Here is a 23,184-nt window from a genome sequence, read left to right on the forward strand (position 1 = left end):
GAGCTAGGATGCGTGGGCAGCCAGGACGCCGATAATGGGGTCCCATTCCGTGGTGCGGATGCCGGCTATGACGCCGGCTTCGGCGAACGGATCCTGCTTCAGGAGGTCATTGAGTTCGGCTTCATCTGCTGATTTGAAGATGAGCAGTGCGCCGGCACCATCACCGTAGGGTCCGCTCGCAAGCAGCGTGCCGTCCTCTGCGAGGTTGCCCAGCCAGGCGCGGTGCGACGGGCGGGCTTCGTCGCGGAGGGCGCCGGATTCGGCGACGTATACATACTCAACAGCGAAAACAGTCATGAAGCTAGCCTATCCCGACGCGTAGCGATGATCCGCCATGCATTGCAGCTCACTCTGAAGACCCCCAGGTCCCGGTCAGGGGTTTCAGCCAAAGATATTCACCGGCTTGACGATGTCCGCATAAATCAGGAGCGCGCCCATGGCCATCAGCAGCGCTGCCACCACATATGTGGCGGGAAGCAGCTTTGCGATATCGAAAGCACCTGGATCCGGCTTTCCCCTCAGCCTTGCCACCTGGCGCCGGGCCCCCTCATACAGGGCACCCGCCACATGGCCGCCGTCGAGGGGCAGCAGGGGTACAAGGTTGAAGATGGCCAGCGCGAAGTTCAGGCCGGCAAGCAGCCCTACCAACGTTCCAATGCGTGCCTGGAGCGGTACCTCTTCCATGGCAGCAACTTCCCCGGCCACCCGACCGACGCCAACCACACTGATGGGGCCATTGGGATCACGGGGTTCCTCGCTGAAGGCGGCCTTCGCCACCCCAACCACACGGGCAGGCAGGTTAAGGATTACTCCGGAAATCTGCTTGATATTCTCCCCTGCCATGGGAAGGACGGACGACGCCGGCTGGGGAACCAAGGCGCTCTGCGCGCCGATTCCCAGGAAGCCAACCTCCTGGTACTTCAGTACGCCGTTGGCATCCTGCTCCTGGCGTCCATCGGCACCCACAACCGGCCGCGAGGACAAGACTGGAGTCACGGTGGTGGAAACTTCCGAGCCGTTGCGTTCTACGGTGATGGGTACTGCCTTGCCCGCCGAGGCCCGGATCCAGCCGGTGAGTTCATCCCAGCTGGTGACGGCTTTGCCGTCGAAAGTCTTGACGGTGTCGTTCGGCTGCAGCCCGGCGGCCGCCGCGGGTGTTGGCTTGCAGTCCGCCGAATCGGGATCCACTGTTTTGCCGGCAGCCACCTGGCATTTTGAGACGTCCGCGATGGTGGTGGTGGCCGTGGCAACGCCAAAACCCATGAGCAGGACGGCCAGGAGGACCAAACCGATGAGCATGTTCATGGCCGGTCCGCCGAGCATGATGATGATTTTCTTCCAGACCGGCAGCTTGTAAAAGACCCTGCCTTCATCCCCCGGGCCCACTTCTTCATGCGCGACCGAACGGGCCTCACTGGCAAGAGTCTGGAACATGCCCGTGCTGGACGGACGCACCCCGCCATCTTCTTTGTTGGGCGGATACATGCCGATCATGGCCACGTAGCCACCCAAGGGAAGCGCCTTGAAGCCGTATTCCGTTTCACCCTTCTTCTTGGACCACAAGGTGGGCCCGAAGCCAATCATGTATTTGGTCACGCGCACTTTAAAGAGCTTCGCGGGGACCAGGTGGCCAACCTCGTGCAAAGCGATGGACACTGCGACGCCAAGGGCGACGAAGACGACTCCGAGGATGAAAAGAAGGACGGGACTCATGCCGACGGGACTGCTTCCATAGGGGGTTCTTTGTTTATACGGCGCTGTTGGCTAAACGATCATGGGTGCGCGTGCGTGCCCAACTCTCAGCATCCAGCACGGACTCCACCGTAAGCTCCGAAGAACCTGAATGTTCGCTGAGGACGGACTCCACCGTGTCCACGATGTCCGTAAAGCGGATGCGGCCGGCGTGGAAAGCCTCCACGGCTTCCTCGTTGGCCGCGTTGAAGACGGCAGGGTAGGTGCTGCCCTGCTTCGCGGCTTCCTTGGCGAGCTCCACTGCCGGAAACGCAACCGAGTCCAGTGGTTCGAATGTCCAACTTGTGGCTTGGGTCCAGTCACATGCTTGGGCAGCCCTTGGAACCCTCCCAGGCCAACCCAGCCCCAAGGCAATGGGAAGCCGCATGTCAGGCGGCGACGCCTGGGCGATGATGGACCCATCCACGAACTGAACCATGGAGTGGACCACCGACTGTGGATGGACCACGACGTCGATCCTGTCGAGGGGTACGTCGAACAGCAGATGTGCCTCGATCACTTCAAGGCCCTTGTTAACGAGGCTCGCCGAGTTGGTGGTGACCATGAGGCCCATATCCCAGGTGGGATGCGCCAAAGCCTCAGCGGGTGTGACATCGTGAAGCTGCGCACGGCTGCGGCCGCGGAAAGGACCGCCGGAGGCCGTGAGAATCAATTTCTCCACCTCCTGATCAGTACCCGAACGCAGGCACTGGGCGATGGCTGAATGTTCGGAATCAACAGGCACGATCTGGCCAGGGGCTGCGGCCGCTTTCACCAGGGCACCACCGACAATCAGCGACTCCTTGTTGGCGAGCGCCAAGGTGGCACCGGATGCGAGCGCGGCCAGGGTGGGCGCCAGGCCAATGGAGCCGGTGATGCCGTTGAGAACGACGTCGCATTCGACTTCCGCGATACGGGTGGACGCGTCCGGCCCAACGAAAATTTCCGGAACGAAGTTGCGCAAGCCGTTTCGGGCTGCCGCGGCGTCAATCAGGTTCTGCAGTGCTTCCGGATCGCCGTAGGCAATGCCTACTGCCTGCGCCCGCGTGTGGACAGCCTGCTGGGCGAGCAGTTCGAGGTTTCCGCCGCCGGCGCTCAGTGCCACCACTTCGAAAAGGTGCGGGGCGCCGTCGACGACGTCAATCGCCTGTGTGCCGATGGAACCCGTGGACCCGAGGATGACGATCTTGCGCGGCTGCATTGCTTAAGTATCCCAGCAGCCGCAGAAGCGTGCGAACGTAGCACCCGGGTAAGTGGAAAACCCTGCTTGACCACTTCTTTCCCGCGCGTAACGTGGAATTGTGGAGTGGCTGGCCTGGTTTGATGCGCAGGATTTGTTTGACGCGCGGAACTACGAATTCGCGCGGCAGGTATTGCAACACGGTACAGCCACCCTTTATCTGGTTGCGTTCCTCTCCACCATGAACCAGTTTCCGGCCCTTCTTGGCGAGCGTGGCTTGCTTCCCGTACCTTCTTTTCTTGAGATGGCGCGGCGCCTGGCCCGGCCCACTCTCTTTCAGTGGCGTTACTCGGATGCCTTGCTGCGTGCAGTCTGTTGGGTGGGCATCGCGGTGTCCGCCTTGCTGGTGTTGGGCTTGCCGCAGTTGGGACCACCGTGGCTGCCGATGCTGGCGTTCCTCACCCTCTGGTTCCTGTACATGTCGATCGTGAATGTGGGCCAGACGTTCTACGGCTTTGGCTGGGAGATCCTGCTGCTGGAGGCCGGTTTCACCGTAGCGTTCCTTGGCTCGGACCAGGTTCCGCCGCCCGCTACCATCCTGATCCTGATCGTGTGGCTGGTGTTCCGGCTTGAGTTCGGCGCGGGAATGATCAAAATCAGGGGCGGGCGTGAGTGGCGCGACCTTTCGGCGATGTTCTACCACCACGAGACGCAGCCGATGCCCGGACCGCTGAGCCGGCAGTTCCATCTCCTCCCCCGTCCTCTGCACAAGGTGGAAGTGGTGGGAAACCACTTCGCGCAGTTGGTGGTTCCGTTCTTCCTGTTCGCGCCCCAACCGCTGGCCAGTATCGCGGCAGGAATTATCATCGTGACGCAGCTTTGGTTGGTGGGCAGCGGTAATTTTGCCTGGCTGAACTGGATGGCAATCGTTCTCGCCTTCGCTGCAGTGAGTGATCCGGTGGCGCATGCGGTTCTTCCCGTCATTCCGCTCGAGTGGCACCCGGGTGCCGAAACACCGCTGTGGTGGCTCGTCGTCGTACTTGCCGTGACGGTCCTGTTGCTGGTCCTCAGTTACCGGCCGCTCCTGAACCTCTTCTCGCGCCAGCAACTCATGAATGCGAGCTTCAACCGCTGGCGCCTGGTCAATGCCTATGGTGCGTTCGGTACGGTGACGAAGCAGCGGATCGAGATCGTCGTCGAAGGCACCATGGCTGAAGAGCCTGATGCAGCTGACGACCAATGGCTGGAGTACGGCTTCAAAGGCAAACCCGGCGACCTCCGCCGTCTGCCACGGCAATGGGCGCCGTATCACCTCAGGCTGGATTGGCTCATGTGGTTCCTGCCGCTGCGGACCGTCCACGAGGGGTGGTTCTATGCCTTCCTGGAAAAGCTGTTGGAGGCAGACAAGCCCACGCTTGGGCTGCTGCGCCATGACCCGTTCGACGGCGAACGCCCGCGTTGGGTGCGTGCCCGCAGCTACCTTTACCGTTTCGCCAGCCGTGCGGAGTTCCGTGAGTCGGGTGATCGTTGGGTGCGGGTGCTGCTGTATGACGCCATTCCGCCGGTCTCCCTTACGCCTCGACGGCGGCGGCTTCTTTAGCGTTATCCGACTTTGCCGCGGGCGGGCTTGGCCTTGGACGCAGGTTTGGCCTTGGACGCGGGCGGTGGGGCCGTGGACTCACGGACCACCAAGTGTGTAGCCAGCTCCACCCTGCGGGAGTCGATGTCCTCGCCGCGTACCTGGCGCAGGATGAACCGCAGGGCCGAACGGCCCATCTCCTGTAGTGGTTGTGACACGGACGTCAGGGGTGGAACGGATTCTTCCGCCTGATGGGTGCCGTCGAAACCGACCAGGCTCATGTCCTCCGGAATCCGGATGTCCTGCCTTCGGGCTTCTGCCAGGACACCCAACGCGATGCTGTCGCTTCCAGCGAATATTGCCGTGGGCGGATCTTCAAGTGCCAGCAGCGCCTTCATGCCTCTCACACCATTCTCGGGTCGAAAGGGGCCCGCGGAGACGTAGTCGTCGTCTACAGTGATGCCCTCCGCCATGAGTGCGGCCATATAGCCGTGGAGCCGCGCCTGGCTGCATTCTGCCGTGGCAGGACCGCCTATGTAGGCAATCTTGCGGTGTCCCAACTCGAGCAGGTGAGTAGCTGCGGCCTTGCCGCCGGCCCAGTTGCTGGCACCCACGCTGAAGACCTCTGCCGGCGGCGGGTTGAGGGGGTCCACCACCACGATGGGAATCCGGCGGCGTTGGAAGGCTTCCAACTGTGCCGAGCCAAAGGCGGAAGTGACCACGATCATTCCGCTGCGTCCTTCGTCGATGATGCGTTGGGCCCGCTCCTCCGGTCCCAAAGGTGACGCTGTTTGCCTGCTGGTGACCGAGAGGATGACCTCCATGTCCGAGACCGCCGCGTGCTCCATGACGCCGTTGAGGACTTCCACGGAGTAGGCCGAGTTCAGGGAGTCGAAAACCACCTCAACTGACTGCCGGGCGGGAAGGCTTTTACGTTGGAGCGGCGATTTGTATCCGGTTCGCTGCAAGGCCGCCAGCACGCGCGCCCGGGTTTCCTCGGCCACGTCCTCCCTGCCGTTCACCACCTTGGAAACCGTAGGCGCTGAGACACCCACCTCTTTGGCCACGGCAGCCAGTGTGAGCTTGAGCGGACGCAGCTCGCGTTCCATAATCCCCCTGCTTTCGAAATATTTCGGCTTGTTTCGAGTATGCGGGATGCCGAGGGAAAGCTCAAGAAGGCGGCCACAGCAGCTCAAGCAGCGAAAAAGTAAACCTTGACGTGTGATGGAATGCACTTTAGTTTAGACCGTGACCTAAACCGCATTCGCGAAATATTTCGGTATTTTTCGGGAGATGGTCACTCCTTTGGGAGATGGGCACCGCAACGTGCCCAACGAGGCGACTACACATGGAGAAGCAATGAAGCAGTTCCAATCATCACGGCGTTCTTTTCTGGCTCTAGCGGCTGTTACGCCATTCGCAGTCATGGCAACCAGTGCCTGCGGTACGTCCGGACCGGGCAGCGCGAGCGGAGGAGGCGCCAGCATGTGGTTCCTCTCCGGCGAGCCGAACCAGACCACCATCCAGAAAGCCGTCGATGCTTTTGGTTCGTCGAACCCCGATAACAAGATCGCTGTGACGTACTTCCAGAACGATGCTTACAAGACGAAGATCAAAACCGCGATCGGCGCCGGCCAGGCCCCCACCATTGTCTATGGATGGGGTGGCGGGACGTTGAAGACCTACGCCGAGGCCAATCAGGTGGAGGACCTGACCAGCTGGTTCGAGGCCAACCCGGATCTGAAAAACAAGTTCTTCCCCGCTTCCTTCGGTGCGGCTACCGTCAACGGCAAGATCTATGCTCTCCCCAACCAGTACGTAGCCCCAGTGGTGCTGTTCTACAACAAGGAGCTCTTTGAGAAGGCGGGGGTGCAGCCACCCAAGACCTGGGACGACGTCATGTCGCTGGTAAAGACCTTCAACGACATGGGCGTAGCCCCGTTCTCCTTGGGCGGTCAATCCCGCTGGACCTCCATGATGTGGTTGGAGTACTTGCTGGACCGCATCGGAGGCGCCGAGGTATTCAAGGCGATCTTTGAAGGCAAGCCCAATGCTTGGATGGATCCTGCAGTGATTGAAACGGGTACCAAGATCCAGGAACTGGTGTCCGCCGATGGCTTCATCAAGGGCTTCTCCTCCATCACGGCAGATTCGAAGGCGGATCAGGCGCTGTTGTTCACGGGCAAAGCAGCAATGTTGCTTCAAGGTTCCTGGACATACGGACCCATGAAGAAGGAAGGCCAGAACTTCGTCCAGGACGGAAAACTGGGCTTCGTCACCTTCCCGACAGTCGCGGGAGGCAAGGGAGATCCTAAGAATGGCGTAGGCAACCCCGCCCAGTACATGTCGATTTCGGCCAAAGCCACCGACAAGGAAAAGGAAACGGCGAAGAAGTTCTTCAAGGACGGCATCTTGACGGACACGGTCATCGACGCCTACATCAACTCCGGCTCGGTCCCGATCGTCAATGGCATTGAAGGCAAGCTCGCAACGTCCCCGGACAAGGACTTCCTGAACTTCGTGTACGACCTGGCCAAAAATGCCCCGAACTTCCAGCAGTCATGGGATCAAGCCCTGAGTCCGACCGCGGCCGAGGCCCTGCTTAACAACATCGACCAACTCTTCCTCAAGTCGATCACGCCACAGCAGTTCGCCGAGAACATGAATGCCACCCTGGGCAAATGAGCTCAACAACCACTCACAGGGCTGCCACTGCACCGCGGAAAATCGAGCAGACCGGGCAGCAAAAATCTGCACTGGCGTGGCTGACCGCGCCGGCTTTGATCTTCTTCGTGGTGTTCGCGCTTGCGCCGCTGGTAGGTGTCCTGGTTCTGAGCTTCGCCAACTGGGACGGCATCGGCGCCATTGGAGCAGCCGGCCTGGAGAACTGGTCCTCAGTTCTCAGCGACCCCGGACTGTACAACGCCCTGGGCCTGACTTTCCTGATCATGATTGTCTCCTGGCTGGTTCAAACCCCGATCAGCCTTCTCCTGGGAGTCTTCACGGCCGGTAGCCAGCGTTACAGGGCTGCCTTGGCGGTGTTGTACTTCTTGCCGCTTCTGCTCTCCTCCGCTGCAGTTGCCATCGCCTACAAAGCACTGCTGGACCCCAACTTTGGGCTGGCCATGGGGCTGGGGTTGCCTTTCCTTGCCCAGGACTGGCTGGGCGTCCCGCAGTTGGCATTGGGCCTGGTCATCTTTGTGATCGCCTGGCAGTTCGTGCCATTCCACACACTCATCTACCAAGGTGGTGTCCGGCAAATCCCCAAGTCCCTGTACGAGGCAGCACAGATCGATGGGGCGGGAACCATTAAGCAGTTCTTCCACATCACGCTTCCGCAGCTGAAATACACCATCATCACCTCGTCCACCCTGATGGTCGTCGGATCTCTGACGTATTTCGACCTCATCTTCGTCCTGACAGGTGGCGGACCAGGTAACTCCACCCGCATCCTGGCGCTGGACATGTACCTGCGCGGCTTCCGCGCCAACCTGATGGGCCCGGCAAGCGTCATCGCCGTCATCCTCGTCGTCATCGGCCTTGTCCTTGCCTTGTTCCTCCAGCGCCTTGGGGGCAAGGACAAGCAGGGCAGCCAATTGGAAGGTTTGTAAGGTGAGCACTGTCCTTCGCAGCGATTCGAAAACCGCTCCATCCACTCCCCCGGGCTATTCCATCAAGGCCAAACAGAGCCTCGGTTCACGGGTCAGGCGGCTGAACATTCCCGGAGGCCTTGGCGGTTGGATATGGCTGGCCATCATCATTGTGCCGATCTACTACATCGTCATCACCAGCCTGAAGACGTCCGAAGGGTACTTTGGGCAGAATCCGTTGGCCCCCCCGGCGGCTCCTACGTTGGAGAACTACCAACTGGTTCTCGAGGCCAACTTCACCACGTATTTCATGAACAGCGTGATCGTCACACTTGGCTCGGTGATCCCCACGGTTCTGATCTCCTTCATGGCAGCCTTCGCAATAGTTCGTGGTCGCGGCCGATACCTGAAGTTCGTCAACGGCATGTTCCTCATGGGCTTGGCGATTCCGCTCCAGGCAACCATCATCCCGATCTACCTGATGATCATCCGGCTGAACCTGTATGACAGCCTCCTTGCCATTATGCTTCCCTCCGTTGCATTCGCCATTCCTTTGACGGTGCTGATCCTGTCCAACTTCATCCGCGATGTGCCGAACGAATTGTTCGAGTCAATGCGCCTGGATGGCTGCAGCGATTGGCAAACGATGTGGAGGCTGGCGCTGCCGTTGACCCGCCCGGCGATAGTAACCGTGGCAATTTACAACGGCTTGCATGTCTGGAACGGATTCCTGCTGCCGCTGGTACTCACCCAAAGCCCTGGACTCCGTGTCCTCCCCTTGGGACTGTGGACTTTCCAAGGCGAGTTCAGCGTCAACATCCCCGCTGTGCTTGCCTCCGTCGTCCTGAGCACCCTGCCAATCCTGGTGATTTACGTCCTCGGACGCCGCCAGCTGGTCAGTGGCCTTACCGCAGGCTTCAGCAAGTAGAAAGGACCTTCACATGTCAGAACCCAAACGCCTCCGCGTGGGCATGGTGGGCTATGCCTTCATGGGCGCTGCCCACTCGCATGCCTGGCGGACAGCCCCGCGATTCTTCGACCTCCCCCTGATACCTGAACTGACTGCCGTCGCCGGCCGCAACCCGGACGGCGTGCGTGCAGCCGCCGCCAAGTACGGTTGGGATTCCGTTGAAACCGACTGGCGCCGCCTGATCGAGCGCGATGACATTGACCTCATCGATATCTGCACCCCCGGAAACACGCACGCCGAGATCGCCATCGCGGCCTTGGAAGCGGGCAAACACGTGCTCTGCGAAAAGCCACTGGCCAATTCAGTGGAAGAGGCGGAGAAAATGACAGTGATTGCCCAGTCGGCAGCCGAGCGCGGCGTACTGTCCATGTGCGGCTTCAGTTACCGCCGCACTCCGGCTTTGGCTTTGGCCAAACGGATGGTGGAGGAAGGGCGCCTGGGCAACATCCGCCATGTCCGGGCGCAATACCTGCAGGACTGGCTCAGTGACGCGGATGCGCCGCTCACGTGGCGCCTGGACAAGTCCAAGTCCGGCTCCGGTTCCTTGGGCGATATCGGCGCCCACAGCATCGACGCCGCACAGTGGATCACGGGCTCCACAATCACCGGCGTTTCGGCGCTGTTGGAAACCTTCATCAAGGAACGGCCTGTGGGTGGCGACTACGTGGGCCTCGGCGGCCGCGGCGGTTCGGACGCTCCCAAGGGCCCCGTCACCGTGGACGACGCCGCCCTGTTCACCGCCCGGTTTAGCGGAAAGCACGACGACGATGCTGCCGCCACCATCGGCATCTTCGAAGCCACACGTTTTGCCCTGGGCCGCAAGAACGCCATGCGCCTGGAGCTCAACGGGACCAAGGGCTCGCTGGCTTTCGACTTCGAGGACATGAACTCGCTCCTGGTCTACGATTCGGCGCTGGAACCTGACGCCGGATTCCGCAAGATCATTGTGACCGAACCGTCCCATCCGTATACGGGCAATTGGTGGCCCACCGGGCACGGCCTTGGTTACGAGCACGGATTCACCCACCAGGTGGTGGACCTGGTGAATGCCATCGGCGCTGGGGAGCAGCCCACGCCGTCGTTCTCTGATGCCTTGCAGGTTCAAAAGGTGCTGGCCGCCGTTGAGGCGAGCGCGGGCAACGCGAGCCGCTGGCAGAACGTCTGAGAGGAATGAACATGACCCGACCCATCACCCTTTTTACCGGCCAATGGGCCGACCTGCCGTTTGAGGAAGTAGCCCGGCTGGCTGGCGAGTGGGGCTTTGACGGCCTGGAGATTGCCTGCTGGGGCGATCATCTGGACCCCCGGCGCATCGTCGAGGACGACTCGTATCTTCAAAGCAAGCTGGACATCCTGGAGAAGCACCACCTCTCGGTCCATGCGATCGCCAACCACCTGACTGGACAGGCAGTGTGCGATGACCCCATCGATGAACGTCACCGGGACATCCTGGCACCAGACGTGTGGGGCGACGGCGATCCTGAAGGCGTTCGTCAGCGGGCCGCCGAAGCAATGAAGACCACGGCACGTGCGGCGGCAAAGCTTGGCGTCAAGACCGTCACGGGGTTCACGGGCTCGTCCATCTGGAAGTGCGTTGCGATGTTCCCGCCGGCTTCAGAAGGCATGATCGAGCGCGGCTACCAGGACTTCGCAGACCGTTGGAACCCCATTCTGGATGTCTTTGACGAGGTAGGAGTCCGTTTTGCCTTGGAAGTCCATCCGTCGGAAATCGCCTACGACTACTGGACTGCCAAACGCACACTGGAAGCGATCGGGCACAGGGACAGTTTTGGCCTGAACTTTGACCCCTCCCACTTCATCTGGCAGGACCTTGATCCTGTCATGTTCCTCCAGGACTACGCGGACAAAATCTTCCATGTCCATGTGAAAGAATCCGTTCGCCAACTCAATGGACGCAACGGTCGTCTTGGATCCCACCTACCGTGGGCGGATCCCCGCCGTGGCTGGGACTTCGTCACGGCAGGCCATGGAGACGTGAACTGGGAACCCATTTTCCGGATGCTCAACTCGATCGGATATACCGGACCTACCAGCATCGAATGGGAAGACGCCGGCATGGACCGGCTGATCGGCGCTCCGGAAGCGTTGGACATGGTCCGCCAATTGGCTGCTCTCCGGCCCCCGGCTGCAGCTTTCGATGCCGCCTTCACCGCCCGCTGAACCCAGCTTCGAACAGCCAACAGACTCATCCGGACGTTTACGAATATAAAGGAAAACATGACAAGCAAGAGCAAGACCGCACTGGTGGTTCGAGGCGGCTGGGACGGACACCAGCCGGTGGAAGCCACCGAACTGTTCCTCCCCTTCCTCAAAGCCAACGGCTATGAGGTCAGGGTGGAGGAATCCCCCAAAATCTACGCGGACACTGAATACATGGACGGAGTGGACCTCATCGTGCAGTGCATGACGATGTCCACCATCGAAAAGGACGAGTTCGAGGGGCTCCGCACCGCCGTCGAAAATGGCACCGGGCTGGCCGGATGGCACGGCGGGATCGCAGATTCCTACCGCAACACTTCGGACTACCTGCACTTGATCGGGGGCCAGTTCGCCTGCCACCCCGGCAAGCACGAGGACGAACGGATCGGCGAACAGTCAGATAACTATGTTCCCTACACGGTGAACATGCTCCCGGCTGCAGCAGAGCATCCTATTACCCAGGGAATCGGAGACTTTGACCTCGTCACCGAGCAGTATTGGGTCCTGGCCGATGACTACATCGACGTCCTGGCGACCACTACGCAAAAAGTCCGCGAATGGGACCCGTGGAACCGTGAGGTCACCTCCCCCGCCATTTGGACCCGGCAATGGGGCAACGGAAGAATCTTCGTCTCCACTCCCGGCCACCGCGTGGAAATCCTCCAGGACAGCAACGTCCGCACCATCATCGAAAGGGGCATGCTGTGGGCATCCCGCTGAATGTAGGAATCATTGGCTGCGGCGCCATCATCGCCCAGTACCTGACAAACTTCCGCCGACTGGATTCCATCAACCTCGTGGCCGTCGCGGACCTCGATCCCGCCCGCGCCCAGGCTGTTGCCGACTCTTACGACGGCGTCCGTGCATTGTCCGTGGATGGGCTGCTTGAGGCGGACGACGTCGACCTTGTCCTCAACCTGACCATCCCGGCAGCGCATGCTGAGATCGCGCTCAAGGCCATCGCGGCGGGCAAGTCCGTTTATGGTGAGAAGCCGTTGGCGGCAACCACGGCCGAGGCCCGGCAAGTACTCGAGGCGGCCGAGGCGGCGGGAGTGATTGTGGGGTGCGCTCCGGATACTGTCCTCGGCACCGGTATCCAGACCGCCCGAAAAGCAATCGACGACGGCCTGATTGGCGCTCCCGTTTCGGCGACAGCCACCATGGCTACGCCAGGGCATGAGCGCTGGCATCCGAATCCCGACTTCTACTACCAGCCCGGCGGCGGCCCGCTGCTGGATATGGGCCCCTACTACGTGTCCGCACTGGTCACGCTACTGGGCCCCGTAGTGTCGGTGGTGGGCGCGGCCAGCCACACCCGCAGCGAACGCACCATCGGTTCCGGTCCCCGCCAGGGGCAAAAGGTACCCGTGGAGATCGATTCCCATGTCACGGGTGTCCTCGTCCATGCTTCCGGCGCGCTGTCGACGCTGTTCATGAGCTTCGACGCCGTCAAGACCAAGAGCCCCAACATCGAAATCCATGGGGAAAAGGGTTCGCTCGTTGTTCCGGATCCCAACCACTTCGACGGCGATGTGCAGCTGTTCGAACTGGGAGCCGACGAGTGGAAAACGCTGCCTGTATCCGCAGGTTACGTTGACGCCGGGCGCGGCTTTGGCATTGCCGATTTGTCAGCCACTCCGGCGGGACAAGAGCCGCGCGCCGGTGGCCGACTCGCCTTCCATGCCCTTGAGGTCATGGAGTCCGTGCTGGAATCCGCCAAGACAGGACAGGCGGTAGGCATCCAGAGCACCGTCAGGCGCCCGGACATGGTGGAACTGGCAGAACTCTCGACGCCGGTACGCGCCTAGCGCTGCAGCCTCGCGCCGAGATGACAGTTGAACCCCATGTTCTTCCACAACATGGGGTTCAAATGTTACTTCGCGTGGCGGGCCCGGCGCAACGTGGCCTCGGCGTGCTTAAGGATGGGGCCGTCGATCATCTTGCCTTTGAACTGGAAGACGCCCGTTCCGGCCGCGGATGCTGCATCGAGGAGCTCGGCGGCCTTGGTCACGGCTTCAGGCGTTGGTGCGTAGGCCTCGCGGACTGTTGCCACCTGGCTCGGGTGGATGCAGGCTTTGGCACCGAAACCGCTGGCTACGGCGTCAAGGGATTCCACAGCCAGGCCCTGAAGATCGGGGATGTTCACATACACGGAGTCGATGGCTTCCTTGCCAGCGGCTTTGGCGGCAAGCAGCACAGCTGACCGTGAGTGCAGGGCCACGGCCCGGTAGCCGCCGTCGTCGTTCCTGCTGGAGAGACCGCCCAGGGAAGCCAGCAGGTCCTCGGCGCCCCACATCAAGGCAACCACGTTGGGTTCCGCGGCGATTGCTGAAGCATTGACGATGCCCGCGGCTGTTTCGCAGAGCGCGATCACGCGGTAGTCCTCGAGTGCCCTGAGCTGTTCGGTACTCTCCGCCTTGGCGAGCATGACAGTGCGGTAGGGAGTGTGCGCCAGGCTGTGCAGGTCCTTCTCGAATTCCGCGGAGCCCACCGGGTTGACGCGGACAATCGTCCGGCTCGGGTCCAGCTCAGCAGTGTCTCCTTCGGATCCGAGCTGCGCAAGGATCGCGCCCCGGGCACGCTGCTTGTCCCCTGGAGCCACGGCATCTTCAAGGTCCAGGATCACGGCGTCCGAACGATCCGCCGCCTTGCCGAAACGCTCTGGCCGGTCAGCGGGGCAAAAGAGGAGTGCCGGCCCCATGGTGAACGGTGTAACCGCGCCATGGAGGGAAGAGTCGGGAGAAGGCATGAAGGGTTCCTTGCTGCTGGAATGCTGGGCTGCTGGAATGCTGACAAATGCGGAAACGGCCTAGGACTGTGCGGCGTGTGCTTCCTGGGTCCACATCAAGCAGGTCCGCGTGGCAAGCGCCACCACCACTCCGTCCTGGTTCCTGCCAGTATGTTGCATGGTCACCACACCCTGGCCCGGACGCGAGGACGACAACCGTTTGGCGGTGATCACCGTTTCCGTGTACAGGGTATCCCCGTGATAGAGCGGGTGGGGAAAGGTGACATCCGTCAAGCCCAGCTGGGCGATGATGGTGCCCTGCGTCAACTGGGTCACCGACTGCCCCACCATTGTGGACAAGGTGAACATGGAATTCATCAGCCGCTGCCCGAATGGCTGCGTTGAACTCCATGCTGCGTCCAGATGCAGCGCCTGGGTGTTCATGGTCAAGGTAGTGAACAGGACGTTGTCCGTCTCCGTGACTGTTCGTCCGGGTTTGTGGGCGTAGATCACGCCCTCTTCAAGCTCATCGAAGTACAGTCCACGCTGCTCAACAACCCGCGTCATACGGTGAGTTCCTGGTCCTCTTCGAAGAGTTCAGCACCGGTGGCAGCCACGACCTCGTCCAAAGTGACGTTGGGAGCCAGCTCGCGAAGGACCAGCCGCGGCTCCCCCTCGTCCTTGACGACGTCGATCACGGCAAGGTCGGTGATGATCCGGTCTACGCAGCCCTTGCCCGTCAGGGGCAGGGAGCAGTCCTTGACGATCTTGGGCCTGCCGTTGCGGTCCACATGCTCCATCATGACGATCACCTTCTTGGCGCCGAACACGAGGTCCATGGCCCCACCCATGCCCTTGACCATCTTTCCGGGGATCATCCAGTTGGCAAGATCGCCATTGGCTGCCACTTCCATGGCGCCCAGAACGGCGACATCCACGTGGCCGCCACGGATCATGCCAAAGGACGAGGCCGAATCGAAGAACGCAGCGCCTGGTTTGGTGGTGACAGTTTCCTTGCCGGCGTTGATGAGGTCCGGATCAACCTGGTCCTCGGCAGGATAAGGTCCGACCCCCAGAATGCCGTTCTCGGAATGGAGGATTACTTCCACGCCTGCAGGAATGTAGTTGGGAATCAGGGTGGGCATCCCGATCCCCAGGTTCACGTACTGGCCGTTGGTGAGTTCCTGGGCCACGCGTGCGGCAAGTTCGTTGCGGCTCCAGCCTTTGGCTTCGTGATGTTCGACGTCGGCACGGCGGTACTCGTGCCGCACGGCTTCTGGACGGGGCGGGATGTCATGGTACGAGTTGTCATTCACTGTGCTGCTCCTGCCTGCCCGGTTGCCTGGCTGCTTGCCTGGCTGGTGGTCAGAGCCACCGTCCGTTTCTCAATCCGTTTCTCCGTTGTGGGAGCCACAACCACCCTTTGAACGAAAATGCCGGGGGTATGGATGTGTTCCGGGTCCAGCTCGCCGGTTTCCACGAGCTCTTCGACTTCGGCAATGGTTGTCTTGGCGGCCATGGCACACAGGGGGTTGAAGTTCATGGCTGTTGCATGGAAAACGAGGTTGCCGTGGCGGTCGCCCTTCCACGCATGGACAAGCCCGAAGTCCGGCGTCAGTGATTCTTCCAGGACGTAGTCGGCGTCCTTGAAGCTGCGCACCTCCTTGGGTGCGGAGGCGATCGCAACGTTCCCTTCGGCGTCGTACTTTTGCGGCAAGCCGCCCTCGGAGACCTGGGTTCCCACGCCGGCCTTCGTGTAAAAAGCGGGAATACCGGCGCCGCCTGCGCGCAATTTCTCGGCGAGGGTTCCCTGCGGGGTGAGGACCACTTCCAGTTCGCCCGCGAGGTACTGCCTGGCAAACTCCTTGTTCTCACCCACGTAGGAGCTGATGGTGCGTCGGATCCGCCCATCCTTGAGGAGGATTCCAAGGCCCCAATCGTCCACGCCACAGTTGTTGCTGACGGTCTCCAGGTCCGTGGTGCCTTGGCTATGGAGCGCGTCGATCAGCGATACGGGGATGCCGCATAAGCCAAAACCGCCGACGGCGAGCGAGGCGCCGTCCGGGATGTCCTTCACCGCTTCCGCGGCGCTGGCTACAACCTTGTCAATCATCCTTGATCCTTCCCCTACGGTTACAGACCCAGCTCGCGGGCGATGAGCATCAACTGGACCTCAGTGGTTCCCTCCCCGACTTCCAGAATCTTGGAGTCGCGGTAATGGCGCGCCACTGTGAATTCGTTGATGAAGCCATAGCCACCGAACACCTGGGTGGCGTCCCGTGCGTTGTCCATGGCAGCCTCGCCTGCGACCATCTTAGCGATGGCCGCTTCAGTCTTGAACGGCTTGCCGGCCAGCATCCTCGCTGCTGCATCGTAATAGGCCAAACGAGCAGTATGGGCCCTCGCTTGCATCCTTGCGATCTTGAATTGGATGGCCTGGTACTTGCCGATGTTCTGGCCAAAGGCGCTACGTTCCTTGGCATACTTCACCGAAAGATCCACGCAACCCTGAGCCGCGCCTGTGCCCAAGGCGGCAATGGCAATGCGGCCCTCGTCAAGGATGGACAGGAAGTTGGCATAGCCCCTGCCCCTCTGGCCCAGGAGGTTCGCTTCAGGAACCCGGACGTTGTCCAAAGTCAGTGGATGCGTGTCCGACGCGTTCCAGCCCACCTTGTTGTAGGCCCTCTCTGCCTTGAAGCCCGGGGTTTCGGTGGGCACCAGGATGGTGGATATTTCTTTTTTCGTGCTGCCGTCGGGGTTTTCCGTCTTACCGGTGACGGCAGTGACCGTCACCAAAGTGGTGATGTCCGTGCCGGAGTTGGTGATGAACTCCTTGTTGCCGTTGATGACCCATTCCCCGTTCTCCACGTGAGCGTGGGTCTTGGTACCGCCCGCATCGGAACCGGCCTCACGCTCGGTCAAACCGAATCCGGCCAATGATCGTCCGGATGCCAACTCCGGGAGCCAGCGCTCCTTCTGTTCCTGCGTGCCGAAACGGTATACGGGCATGGCGCCCAGGGACACACCGGCCTCAAGCGTGATCGCCACGGACTGGTCAACGCGGCCCAACTGCTCCAAAGCCAGCGCCAAGGCAAAGTAGTCCCCGCCCATGCCACCGAACTCCTCCGGGAACGGCAGGCCGAACAGCCCCATCTCCCCCATTTGCTTGACCACTTCATACGGGAAGCTGTGTTCTTCATCGTGCTTGGCGGATACGGGTGCCACCACTTCATCGGCGAATTCGCGGACGGAATCACTGAGGTCCTGGTATTCCTCGTTAAGGTCAAAACTGCTCATGGCTGGAGATCCTTGTCTGTGTCTGCAGGTCCTTCAAGAGGGTCTGCTGCGTGAATAGTGGCGAGCACTTGGTCGGCTTTGACCAGGTCGCCCGGTTTGCTGGTGAGGTGGACGGTTCCGGAGACCGACGCCACCAGTTGGTGCTCCATTTTCATGGCTTCGACCGAGAGGAGTGGCTGTCCCTCTTGGACCATGTCTCCGTTGGCCACTGCCACCGAAACCACAGTTCCGGGCATCGGCGAGCGCACCTCCGGATCTGCGGCCCCCTCTTCGCGCTGGATGCCTGCCAGCATCCTCCGGAGACGTTCGGCGCGGTCCAGGACTTCCAGGCGGCAGGACCAACCGTCGTTGCCAAGGTAGATCGCCCGGATCCCGTTCGTCTCTGCTGGTGGTAGCCACACCGCATAGGTGACCAAACCGCCGTCGATCTCCAGGACGATGCCGTCCATGGTCCGTTCCACGGCATTGACTTTGGCTGAACGGCCCGCGTCAGGGCCGCCGTCGATGACTGCCGAGAAGGTGCCGGTGTCCTCGGTCAAAGCAACGGTGGAGGTGCCGCCGCCCGGCAGCCCGAACGTGGCACTCCAGGCGCCGCGGGCGCCAACGCGCCAGGAATCAAGCGAACTCCAGGCGCTGCCGGCATGGGCAGAAGCACCAGAGTTTGCCTTCAGCCACAGCGCGTTGCTTTCGAGCCACAGCGTCAGGGCGGCAGCGACCAACTCGGTGGCACCTGCGTGCCTGAAGTCCATGGACGGCAGCTTGCGTTCGATCAGCCCCGTGTCCAGGTGGCCGGCGCGGACGTCAGGATCATTGATCAGCAGCCGGAGATATTCCACGTTCGTGTCCAGACCCAGCAGGGTGTACCTGCCCAGGGCAGCGTCCAAGGTGTCCAGCGCAGCAGCGCGGTTTTCGCCCCACGCGATGACCTTGGCCAGCATGGGATCGTAGTCGCCGGTAATCTCAAGATCCTCGCGCATGGCGGAGTCGATCCGGACCTTCCTGTGGGAGCGTTGCTCGCCGAGCACCTTGGGATCCGTCCCGCCATTCTCGGCGAGCGCCACGACGCGCCCCATCGAGGGCATGAAGTTCCGCTCCGGTACTTCGGCATAGACGCGCGCCTCTACGGCGTGGCCTTCAAGAACGACGTCGGACTGCGCAACCGTGAGTACCTCACCGGCGGCGATCCGCACCTGCCATTCAACGAGGTCTATCCCGGTGACCATTTCGGTGACGGGGTGCTCCACCTGCAAGCGCGTGTTCATCTCCATGAAGAAGAACTCATCGGGATGCTCGTCGGACACCAGGAATTCCACTGTGCCGGCACCACTGTATTTGACCGAACGTGCTGCGTTGCAGGCTGCTTCACCAATGCGGGCCCGTTCGGCCGGGCCGTCCGCCAGCGATTCGAAGAGTGCAGAAGGAGCTTCCTCGATGACTTTCTGATGGCGGCGTTGAAGGGAACATTCGCGCTCGCCCAGGTGGATGACGTTGCCGTGGTTGTCAGCGAGGACCTGTACCTCGATGTGGCGGGGTGCCTTGATGAGCCGTTCCAGGAAAAGGGTGTCATCCCCGAACGCCGAAGCTGCCACACGCCGTGCGGTCTGAAGTGTGGCAGCCATGTCTTCGGGCCGCTGAACGATGTGCATCCCCTTGCCGCCGCCGCCTGCCGAGGGCTTGATGAGCAAAGGAAAACCTACCGAGGGCGCAGCGTCGATCAGTTCCTGATCGGTGAGACCGGGGACCGCAATTCCGGGTACGCAGGGGACGTCGTAGGCCATGACGTGATTCTTGGAACGAATCTTGTCACCCATGACCTCGATCGCGTCGACGCCGGGTCCGATGAACGTTATCCCCGCCACGTCAAGGGCTTTGGCGAACTCCACATTCTCGGACAGGAAGCCGTAGCCAGGGTGGACCGCCTCCGCACCGCTGCGGCGGCAGGCATCGATGATGGCATCGATTTTCAAGTAGCTCTCCGAGGGCGCCGTCCCCCCGATGGCCACTGCGGTATCGGCGAGCGCCACGTGCTTGGCGTGCTTGTCCACGTCCGAATAGATGGCAATGGAGCGGATGCCCATGTCGCGGAGGGTTCGGATCACACGGCAAGCGATCTCTCCACGGTTGGCAACGAGGACGGCGCTGAACGGACGGGATGCCGCGGTGGCGGCTGATGCTGTGGTGGTTGGCAGAGTCATGGTCACATCCTGAAGAGACCGAAGGAGGTCTCGGGCAGTTGCTGGCGGGAAACGACGTCCAAAGCCATGCCCAGGACCCGTCGGGTGTCTGCGGGATCGATGATGCCGTCATCCCAAAGCCGGGCAGTGGAGTAATAGGGACTGCCTTGTTCCTCGTACTGCTGCTTAATGGGAGCTTTGAAGGCCTCCTCTTCCTCGGCAGACCATTCCTGACCGGCGGCCTCATACTGGTCTCGTTTGACCGTTGCAAGGACACTGGATGCCTGGTTTCCACCCATCACCGAAATACGGGCAGCGGGCCACATCCACAGGAAACGGGGCGAGTAGGCCCGCCCGCACATGGAGTAGTTTCCGGCGCCGAAGGAGCCGCCGATGACAACGGTCAGCTTGGGGACCCTTGCTGTTGCGACGGCGGTGACCATCTTTGCGCCGTTCTTGGCGATGCCGCCTTGCTCGTAGTCTTTGCCCACCATGAACCCTGAGAGGTTCTGCAGGAAGATCAGCGGGATGCCGCGTTGATCGCAGAGTTCGATGAAGTGGGCGCCCTTAAGAGAGGATTCGCCGAACAGGACCCCGTTGTTGGCCACGATGCCCACGGGATGTCCATGGAGATGCGCGAACCCCGTCACCAGCGTTGTGCCGTAGTTTTTCTTGAACTCATGGAACTGGGAACCGTCCACAAGCCGGGCGATTACTTCGCGGACATCGTACTGGGCGTTGACGTCTGTGGGGACCACGCCATAAAGCCCGGAGGGGTCGACGACGGGCGGCAGGACGACGTCGAGAACGTCCCACGCCGGCGGGGCTGGTTTGGGCAAGGTGCCGACGATATCCCGGACGATCTCCAGCGCATGCTGGTCGTTCTCGGCCAGGTGGTCCGTAACTCCGGAAATCCTGGAGTGCACGTCACCACCGCCCAATTCCTCGGCCGTGACAATCTCGCCAATCGCTGCTTTCACCAGCGGGGGGCCGCCGAGGAAGATAGTGCCCTGGTTGCGGACGATCACGGTCTCGTCACTCATGGCCGGTACATACGCTCCGCCGGCCGTGCATGAACCCATCACCGAGGCGATTTGAGGGATCTTCGCCGCGGACATGCGCGCCTGGTTGTAGAAGATCCGGCCAAAGTGCTCTTTGTCGGGGAACACCTCATCTTGCTTGGGCAGGAACGCTCCCCCGGAATCCACGAGGTAGATGCATGGAAGCTTGTTTTCCAGGGCAATTTCCTGGGCCCTTAGATGCTTCTTGACCGTCATGGGGTAGTACGTGCCGCCCTTGACCGTGGCATCGTTGGAAATCACCAGGACGTGCCGGCCATGGACCAACCCAATACCGGCAATCACTCCTGCACCCGGCGAATCATCGTTGTACATGCCGTTGGCGGCCAAAGGCGCTATCTCCAGGAAGGGACTGCCCTCGTCCAGGAGGTAGTCAATGCGCTGGCGGGGCAACAGTTTGCCACGGGCGACGTGCCGCTCCCTGGATTTCGCGGGCCCCCCAAGGGCTGCTGTGGCAAGCCTTTCCTTCAGTTCTCCTACGAGGGCCAGCTGCGCTTCTTGATTGGCTTCAAAGGTGCCGCTGTTGGGTCCTGCCAAGCTGGCGATTGTCTCCATTGACCACTGTTCCATTCCCGGCCCCAGGCCATTTCGGTTAGTGCCACGTAACTGAAATTTAGGTTAGTCTTTATTAACTGTGATGTCCAGCACAGTTGCACGCCTAGGAGGAGGAGAACGTGACCGGAGGCCCGGAAACAGGCACTGTCCGCAGCCCAGCCGCAGCAACCCAGCGAGGCCAAGCCAAGGAACTCCGCAGGCTGGCATTGCTTTCAGCGGCGGCGGGACTCTTCGCGGAGAATGGCTTCAACAGGGTTTCGCTCGAGGATCTTGGTGCGGCCGCAGGCGTCAGCGGTCCCGCCGTGTACCGGCACTTCCCCGGTAAGCAGGCTGTCCTCGGCGAGCTTCTCCTCAGCGTCAGCCGCGACCTGCTCGACGGCGGCGTCCGCGTGGTCACGGAAGCGGAGAATCCCATGGAGGCGCTGAAGGGCTTAATCCAGTTCCAGGTGGACTTTGCGCTGAGCAACCCGGACGTCATCCGCGTCCAGGATCGCGACTTCGGGAGCCTCAGCAGCGCCGACCAAGCCGAAGTCCGATCCTTGCAACGCACCTACGTTGAAACGTGGGTAGACGTCCTGGCTCGCATCCACCACGACGCAGATGTCGCCGGCCTCCGCGTCAGGGCACATGCAGCCTTTGGCCTGATCAATTCCACGCCTCACTCCGTCCGCCATCACGGACGGAAGATCGCCGTGAAGTCGGCCAGGCCCATTCTGGAGCAGATGGCTTTGGCCGCTCTGACATCAGCCTGATTGTTGCTTTTGCCGGGAGGTTCGAGCTGTCTTCCAGGTTCCTCTTAAAATGTCGGACCCCGATGAAATGATTTGATCATGGAAGATATGGGGCAGCTAACGGCACTTCGGACGGGATCGTCCCCTGTTGTTGCTGCCTTGGCCGCTGCCCGGTCACAGCGCTTCTTGAGCATGCCGGACTTGGTCAGGGCCGGGTTCAAGGATTCGACGGCGCCCATCATCTCGATCGGCCATTTCCACGGGCTGGGCAACAGCGCTGGGCTGGGCAACGACGCTGCGCTGCTCAACGGCAAGGCCAAGTTCGCCCGGGCTTCAGGGCCCGCGGGCGCCATAACCACCGGTAGCGGGTTAACAGGCGCGAGGTCCACGGACACGGGGTCCACCGGCGCCCCGATAGTGGACGCTTCGGCCCCCACCGCCGGAGAGATCCGCGACCCACAGTGGAAAGCGCGGACCGGCCATAGTCCGGAGCTTGCCCAGCCGAGCCCCCATTTCGAAAATAGGTATCCCAAACCTGCGGCTACCGGACGGGACGTGGCGGCTCTTCTTGAGGACGGCGCGGCTCTTCTGGACCCCTTGCGGTTGACTGCAGCAGCCGATGCGGCGCGGCTGTTTGGGTTTGTTGAGGCCGCTGACTTTGCCGGCAGGATCGAGGAGATCTCCCGGTCGTTGGAGTACTTGCAGGTTGTCGCGGCGCAAGCGGTGGAAAGGACCCGGAAGGAAGCACAGCAAGCGTCGCCGGAGTCCTCGGCTGGCGCGCCAGAGTGGCGGACCGGTTGGACTGAACCAGCCACGCGTGCGACGGTTACGGGCACGGCCAGCTTCCTGGATGACGGGTACCGGAATGCCGCTGAGTTCCTTCGGGCCCGGTTGCGGATCAGCATCGGGGAAGCCCGGCGCAGGCTCGCCCTCGCACCCGACGTCCTTCCGCAGACCGGAATGGCCGGGCAGGAGATCCCGGCCCGGCGCGAAGTGCTGGCCGAAGCCCTCTCCTCAGCACTGGTGCCTTCCCGGTCCGCGACGATCATCAGCAGCGCTCTGGAAAAAGTCCGGCTGCTCACCGACGACGACACCCTCACCCGGATGGAACACGCCCTCACCGCCACAGCCATTGAATCCGACCCGGACTTCGTCACCAAAATGGCCAAACGCTGGGTCGATTCGATCGACCAAGACGGCTCCGAACCGTCCGAAGAAGTTCTCCGCCAACTCCAAGGCGCGTTCTTCCGCCGCCGACGCCGCCACGGGCTCCACCACATCGAAATCTTCGCCACCGCCGAACAATACGAAACCCTCACCACCGCCATGAACGTCGCCACCAACCCCCGA

The 23,184-nt window shown here is 61.6% G+C and carries 21 protein-coding genes; 10 read left to right on the forward strand and 11 right to left on the reverse strand.

Annotation, left to right across the window (positions count from 1 at the left end; translation table 11 throughout):
- Positions 1–3: 3 nt before the first annotated feature.
- From AC1DD5_RS17865 to dxr, 3 genes are all read right to left on the reverse strand, one after another.
- Positions 4–297, reverse strand: a complete 294-nt coding sequence (locus AC1DD5_RS17865) for a YciI family protein (protein ID WP_442005755.1) — start codon at positions 295–297, stop codon at positions 4–6.
- Positions 298–381: 84 nt separating this feature from the next.
- The gene (locus tag AC1DD5_RS17870; RefSeq protein WP_477522299.1) at positions 382–1,713 is read right to left on the reverse strand and encodes a M50 family metallopeptidase; all 1,332 of its coding nucleotides are present in this window, start codon (positions 1,711–1,713) and stop codon (positions 382–384) included.
- A gap of 34 nt (positions 1,714–1,747) precedes the next feature.
- Positions 1,748–2,932, reverse strand: a complete 1,185-nt coding sequence (gene dxr, locus AC1DD5_RS17875) for a 1-deoxy-D-xylulose-5-phosphate reductoisomerase (protein ID WP_477522300.1) — start codon at positions 2,930–2,932, stop codon at positions 1,748–1,750.
- A gap of 100 nt (positions 2,933–3,032) precedes the next feature.
- Here dxr and AC1DD5_RS17880 point away from each other — a divergent pair, with 100 nt between their 5' ends.
- Positions 3,033–4,511 (forward strand): lipase maturation factor family protein, encoded by a 1,479-nt coding sequence (locus tag AC1DD5_RS17880; RefSeq protein ID WP_477522301.1) that lies wholly within the window; start codon positions 3,033–3,035, stop codon positions 4,509–4,511.
- 2 nt (positions 4,512–4,513) lie between these two features.
- On the opposite strand, the gene AC1DD5_RS17885 is transcribed toward AC1DD5_RS17880, so the two are convergent.
- A complete protein-coding gene (locus tag AC1DD5_RS17885) occupies positions 4,514–5,599 on the reverse strand; it encodes a LacI family DNA-binding transcriptional regulator (protein WP_442005751.1) in 1,086 nt (361 codons plus the stop codon).
- 250 nt (positions 5,600–5,849) lie between these two features.
- Here AC1DD5_RS17885 and AC1DD5_RS17890 point away from each other — a divergent pair, with 250 nt between their 5' ends.
- From AC1DD5_RS17890 to AC1DD5_RS17920, 7 genes are read left to right on the forward strand one after another with little or no spacing between them, the layout of a single operon-like run.
- Complete coding sequence (locus AC1DD5_RS17890; protein WP_442005750.1) at positions 5,850–7,175, forward strand: extracellular solute-binding protein; 1,326 nt, start codon at positions 5,850–5,852, stop codon at positions 7,173–7,175.
- Positions 7,172–8,101 carry a carbohydrate ABC transporter permease gene (locus tag AC1DD5_RS17895; RefSeq protein WP_477522302.1) on the forward strand — a complete coding sequence of 310 codons (930 nt, stop codon included), beginning with the start codon at positions 7,172–7,174 and terminating at the stop codon, positions 8,099–8,101. The genes AC1DD5_RS17890 and AC1DD5_RS17895 overlap by 4 nt, the downstream gene beginning before the upstream one ends.
- Before the next feature lies 1 nt (position 8,102).
- Entirely contained in the window at positions 8,103–9,008 is a 906-nt protein-coding gene (locus AC1DD5_RS17900; protein WP_477522303.1) for a carbohydrate ABC transporter permease, read from the forward strand.
- Positions 9,009–9,021: 13 nt separating this feature from the next.
- Positions 9,022–10,215 (forward strand): Gfo/Idh/MocA family protein, encoded by a 1,194-nt coding sequence (locus AC1DD5_RS17905; RefSeq protein ID WP_477522304.1) that lies wholly within the window; start codon positions 9,022–9,024, stop codon positions 10,213–10,215.
- 11 nt (positions 10,216–10,226) lie between these two features.
- The gene (locus AC1DD5_RS17910) at positions 10,227–11,231 is read left to right on the forward strand and encodes a sugar phosphate isomerase/epimerase family protein (protein WP_477522305.1); all 1,005 of its coding nucleotides are present in this window, start codon (positions 10,227–10,229) and stop codon (positions 11,229–11,231) included.
- Positions 11,232–11,288: 57 nt separating this feature from the next.
- Entirely contained in the window at positions 11,289–11,990 is a 702-nt protein-coding gene (locus AC1DD5_RS17915) for a ThuA domain-containing protein (RefSeq protein WP_477522306.1), read from the forward strand.
- A complete protein-coding gene (locus AC1DD5_RS17920) occupies positions 11,975–13,078 on the forward strand; it encodes a Gfo/Idh/MocA family protein (RefSeq protein ID WP_477522307.1) in 1,104 nt (367 codons plus the stop codon). The genes AC1DD5_RS17915 and AC1DD5_RS17920 overlap by 16 nt, the downstream gene beginning before the upstream one ends.
- A gap of 65 nt (positions 13,079–13,143) precedes the next feature.
- Here AC1DD5_RS17920 and AC1DD5_RS17925 read toward each other — a convergent pair whose 3' ends face one another.
- The 7 genes from AC1DD5_RS17925 to AC1DD5_RS17955 are packed head-to-tail and all read right to left on the reverse strand — an operon-like array spanning position 13,144 to position 21,103.
- Entirely contained in the window at positions 13,144–14,019 is an 876-nt protein-coding gene (locus tag AC1DD5_RS17925; protein WP_477522308.1) for an HpcH/HpaI aldolase/citrate lyase family protein, read from the reverse strand.
- A gap of 60 nt (positions 14,020–14,079) precedes the next feature.
- Positions 14,080–14,565, reverse strand: a complete 486-nt coding sequence (locus AC1DD5_RS17930; protein WP_442017017.1) for a MaoC family dehydratase — start codon at positions 14,563–14,565, stop codon at positions 14,080–14,082.
- Positions 14,562–15,314, reverse strand: coding sequence for a CoA transferase subunit B (locus AC1DD5_RS17935; protein WP_442005742.1), 753 nt, complete (start codon positions 15,312–15,314; stop codon positions 14,562–14,564). The genes AC1DD5_RS17930 and AC1DD5_RS17935 overlap by 4 nt, the downstream gene beginning before the upstream one ends.
- Positions 15,311–16,111 carry a CoA transferase subunit A gene (locus AC1DD5_RS17940; protein WP_477522309.1) on the reverse strand — a complete coding sequence of 267 codons (801 nt, stop codon included), beginning with the start codon at positions 16,109–16,111 and terminating at the stop codon, positions 15,311–15,313. Before AC1DD5_RS17940 ends, AC1DD5_RS17935 begins: the two co-directional genes overlap by 4 nt.
- A 20-nt stretch (positions 16,112–16,131) precedes the next feature.
- Positions 16,132–17,295 carry an acyl-CoA dehydrogenase family protein gene (locus AC1DD5_RS17945; RefSeq protein WP_477522310.1) on the reverse strand — a complete coding sequence of 388 codons (1,164 nt, stop codon included), beginning with the start codon at positions 17,293–17,295 and terminating at the stop codon, positions 16,132–16,134.
- Entirely contained in the window at positions 17,292–19,490 is a 2,199-nt protein-coding gene (locus tag AC1DD5_RS17950) for an acetyl/propionyl/methylcrotonyl-CoA carboxylase subunit alpha (protein WP_477522311.1), read from the reverse strand. Before AC1DD5_RS17950 ends, AC1DD5_RS17945 begins: the two co-directional genes overlap by 4 nt.
- Before the next feature lie 2 nt (positions 19,491–19,492).
- Entirely contained in the window at positions 19,493–21,103 is a 1,611-nt protein-coding gene (locus AC1DD5_RS17955) for a carboxyl transferase domain-containing protein (protein WP_477522312.1), read from the reverse strand.
- A 119-nt stretch (positions 21,104–21,222) separates the two neighbouring features.
- Here AC1DD5_RS17955 and AC1DD5_RS17960 point away from each other — a divergent pair, with 119 nt between their 5' ends.
- A complete protein-coding gene (locus AC1DD5_RS17960; RefSeq protein ID WP_477522313.1) occupies positions 21,223–21,855 on the forward strand; it encodes an SACE_7040 family transcriptional regulator in 633 nt (210 codons plus the stop codon).
- A 78-nt stretch (positions 21,856–21,933) separates the two neighbouring features.
- Positions 21,934–23,184 (forward strand): DUF222 domain-containing protein (locus AC1DD5_RS17965; protein ID WP_477522314.1); only part of this gene is annotated, 1,251 nt, incomplete at its 3' end.

This window comes from Paenarthrobacter sp. 10L420 (assembly GCF_056395385.1).